Genomic DNA, 4270 nt, shown 5'->3' with positions numbered 1-4270 from the left:
TGTTGTCCATAGACAGGCTGCTGGATGATCTGGGGCCGCGTACACGGCAGATATTTTTGCTCGCGCAGATTGAAGAGTTGAGCTATGTCGAGATTGCCAAACGTATGAACGTCTCTCTGCCTACGGTAAAAAAACACCTGGTTAGGGCCTATACCGAATGTCTGGTGCTGGCCGCATCCTGATCGGCTATGACTCCCTTACTTTCTTCCGGCAACAAGAAGACGCCACCACTTCTAATCGACAGATCGATACTGGAAGCGGCAGCCAATTGGTATGTCCATCTGAAAAGCGGTACACCGGGCGCAATTGAACTCGCGACCTTCGAGCGTTGGCTGGCCGACGATGAAATGCATAGACGTGCCTGGAGCCTCGTACAAAAGATGGAACGGCATCTGGGCAGCCTGCCGTCCAGCCTGGCTTTACCTGCACTTAAAAACGTACAGACACAACGCCGGGCCACAATGAAGGTCTTGACCCTGCTGGTCGCCTCGGGTGGCACGGGCTGGCTCACCTATGAACGGACACCATGGCGCTCATGGGCAGCCGATTATCGTACTGACCCAGGCCGGCAAAAAACTATCCAGTTGGCCGATGGCGGCTCGCTCGAACTCAATACGGATACCGCTGTGGATATCCGCTACGACGCCAACATCCGCCTGATGCGCCTGCATGAAGGCGAAATCATGATCAGGACGGCGCAAGATATTCCATCCGGCGCACAATCATCGCCGCGCCCTTTTATTGTAGAAACGCCGCAAGGCAGAATACGCGCGCTAGGCACACGCTTCAGCGTACGCAGCAATGACGGTGTGACGCATGTCGCGGTATTTGAACATGCTGTCGAAATTACTCCGCTCGATATGCAAGGAAAACCCGTGCGAATCGAAGCCGGGCAGCAAGCTGATTTTTCCGTCATGAAAATAAGCGATGCGCATACGGTCCAACGCAATCAAGAGGCATGGACGCGCGGCATGCTGGTCGCCGTCGATTGGCGACTGGAGGACTTCCTGGCTGAACTGTCACGCTACAAACGCGGCCGCATATACTGCGACCCGGCCATTGCAGATATGAAGGTAACTGGTGCGTACCGGATCGACAATACAGATCTGGTACTGGATAGCCTGACGACGTCTCACCCGATTCAAGTCAAATATTTCACGCGTTTCTGGGTGCAGGTTTCTGCAAAAAGCTGATCATTCAAAATATTTTTTGTTTTTCCCATCTGCGGGGTTAGTGTTTTGCATCGCTCGTTCGGCTTTATAGATAGAAGCAGCATTATTGCTGCCGATTGATCACCTCTATCCGATAGCCCGACCAAGAAAGCGATCCATGCACTTTTCATCACACGATCAGCAGCCGCGCCTCATCATCCCTCTTCGCCCCAGCCTGTGCGCAGTAAGACTCGCACTGCTCAGCATGGCCCTGGCTGCACCTGTCATGTTGACAGTCTGGCCTGGTGACGCGCACGCACAAGCGGCAAGCGCCAAACAAAGCTATAACATTCCGACCGGATCGCTGGGTGCCACGCTGAGTGAATTTGCCGCCGCTTCCGGCGTGACCTTATCCACCGATTCTGCGCTGACGCGCGGGCTGGATTCTGCCGGACTTAAAGGTGCGTATTCGATACAGGAAGGCTTTGCCAAGCTGTTGAATGGCAGCGGACTAGAGGCCGTACAGCAAGGTAATGGCGGCTACACATTACGCAAGCTACCGATCACCAATGCCACCACATTGCCGGCAGTGTCAGTCCATGCTTCGCCGGTGCTCAACGCTACAACCGAAGGTAGCAATTCCTACGCCGCACGCGCAGTCACGATAGGCAAATCCAACCAGAGTTGGCGCGAAATTCCGCAGTCAGTCAGCGTACTGACCAAGCAACGCATGCTGGATCAAAACATGACCCAGCTTGAAGATGCACTGGATCAGGTGACGGGTCTGCAGCTAGATACCACGACAGGCGCATCCGGTTCTGCGAATCTGGTATCACGTGGTTTCCCTGTCACCAGTTATCAATATGATGGCGTACCGCAAACCTATCTGGGCACTTCATACACTGGTTATGATGTGGCAGTACTGGATAGAATAGAAGTCATACGCGGCGCAGCAGGTTTGCTGCAAGGTGCAGGCAATCCGTCAGCAACTGTCAATCTGGTACGCAAGAAACCTACGCATGAATTGGCGATATCCAGCGCAGTCAGTGCCGGCTCCTGGGATTCCTACCGGACAGAAGTGGATGTAGGCGGCCCGCTGAATGAAGCCGGCACAGTACGCGGCCGCTTCGTCGGCGTATACGATGATCGCGGCAGTTATGTCGATTATCAAAAATCGCAAAAAGAAATTTTCTATGGCGTGGTCGATATCGATCTAACATCCACGACAATGCTGACGCTGGGTGTGCAGCAACAGCAGGTCGACGCAGTACCGAGCATTTTTGGTATTCCTCGATATAGCGATGGACGCAGCCTGGGCTTGCGGCGTTCGGCCAATCTGACACCCGCGTGGAACACTTGGTCGCAAGACATTACCGATATTTTCGCGACCCTGACGCATCGTCTGGATAACGACTGGAAGCTGAATCTGGCATTCAATGGCTCCAACCAGCAGCAGAGTTTCAAGCGCTCCATCACGCGCGGCAACGCCGCCAATGGCGGTGTCGATCCAGCCAATCCATCGGGTTCTATCTATACCGGGGTCAAATGGAATTCGGAAGGCGATCGCTACAATCTGGATGCCAATGCAAATGGCCAGGCCACACTGTTCGGCCGCAAACATGATTTACTGTTTGGCGCCAATGCACAGAGCTTCGATCAAAACACAGATCAATCAGCTTTCTTTCCGGCAGTGTTCATTCCGAACATTTTCAACTTCGATCCAAGCAGCGTACCGGAACCAAATTACGGACCGCAAACACAAGGCACGACCGTCAATACACGCCAGTATGGTGTGTACGGTAGTGGCCGATTTAACCTCAGCGATCCGCTCAAGCTGATACTGGGTGCCCGTGTAAGTTGGTACACCACGCAAACCGATGCGCACAACTTGCTGACGGGCACCACGACCGCAGGCAAAGAGTCTGCCTACAATCGCGAGATCACACCGTATGCCGGTCTGGTCTACGACCTCAACAAAACCTACTCTTTGTATGCCAGCTACGCCGATATCTTTCAACCGCAAACCAAATTCTCCACGACTGGCAAAGAACTTGATCCTGTCGTCGGCAGCAATTATGAAATCGGTTTGAAAGGCGAATTCCTGGATGGGAAAGTCAATGCATCAGTTGCTGTTTTCAGCATAGCTCAAACCAATATCGCGCAACAAATTGTAACGCCCTGCGTGCAGGAAAGTTGCTACATCGCGGCCGGCAAGGTACGCAGTGAAGGCATAGAGACAGAAGTCACCGGCAAGCTGACGCCAAACTGGGACGTGTTCGCCGGCTATACCTATAACCGCACCAAGTACGTCAAAGATCTGCTGAATGAAGGTACGCCATTCCGCACGCAAACCCCGCGTCATCTATTGAAACTGTGGACGCAATATCGTCTGCCTGTCGCAGAAGGCCGCTGGTCTGTGGGCGGTGGCGTCAATGCGCAAAGCGGTTACTACGCATTGAATGGCGCGGTTCGCTCCGAGCAGGATCCTTATGCCGTATTCAAGATGAATGTCAGCTATCGCTTCAGCGAAAAAATGATCGCCTCGCTCGTCATCAATAACGTATTCGACAAGGAGTACTACTCAGGCATACGCGCCGTCAATTTAGGCAATGTCTATGGCGATCCACGTAACGCAACACTGACACTGCGGGCCAGTTTTTAACTGAAAAACAGCCTGCAAGTATTCACTTGCCCGGGCATAAACATAGCCGTGCATGCACAAGAAACTGTGCATGTACGTTTTTTCGTTTAATGGCGTAAAGACAATGTGCCGCATCTGCAACGCCTAACGGCCAAAGATTTGACCTCGCCCTCCCAGAATGCGATAATGAGAACTATTCTCAACTAAGCCCAGCCAGTGCGACCCGCTTCGCCAGCCAGCTTGATGATGCCGCATAGGCATCGCATTTCTGGAGTCTGTTGTGCGCGCCGCAAGTTCTTCCGATCCTGTCGCCCAGTTATACAGCCAGCATCATGGATGGCTGGTAGGTTTGCTGCGCCGAAAACTGGGGAATATCGATAATGCCCACGATCTGGCGCAGGATACTTTCACGCGCATATTGACGGGGCGCGATACCGATGTGATTCGTGAACCTCGCGCCTACCTCACCACGATTGCT

General features: G+C 53.2%; 4 protein-coding genes. All 4 read left to right on the top strand.

Features of this window, described 5'->3' with window-relative positions; genetic code table 11:
• A partial coding sequence (locus tag Q7T06_RS11440; RefSeq protein WP_304784752.1) for a sigma factor-like helix-turn-helix DNA-binding protein occupies positions 1-182 on the top strand: 182 nt, incomplete at its 5' end.
• A 6-nt stretch (positions 183-188) separates the two neighbouring features.
• Positions 189-1193, top strand: coding sequence for a FecR domain-containing protein (locus Q7T06_RS11435; RefSeq protein ID WP_304784750.1), 1005 nt, complete (start codon positions 189-191; stop codon positions 1191-1193).
• Positions 1194-1329: 136 nt separating this feature from the next.
• Positions 1330-3813, top strand: coding sequence for a TonB-dependent receptor (locus Q7T06_RS11430; protein WP_304784748.1), 2484 nt, complete (start codon positions 1330-1332; stop codon positions 3811-3813).
• A 259-nt stretch (positions 3814-4072) separates the two neighbouring features.
• Positions 4073-4270, top strand: a 198-nt coding sequence (locus Q7T06_RS11425) for a sigma factor (RefSeq protein ID WP_304784746.1), incomplete at its 3' end; no start/stop codon positions are given.

It is taken from the genome of Herminiimonas sp. (assembly GCF_030645555.1).
Lineage (GTDB): Bacteria > Pseudomonadota > Gammaproteobacteria > Burkholderiales > Burkholderiaceae_D > Oxalicibacterium.
Note: the sequence above shows the minus strand (reverse complement) of the source record. Positions and strands in the feature narration are given on the sequence as shown.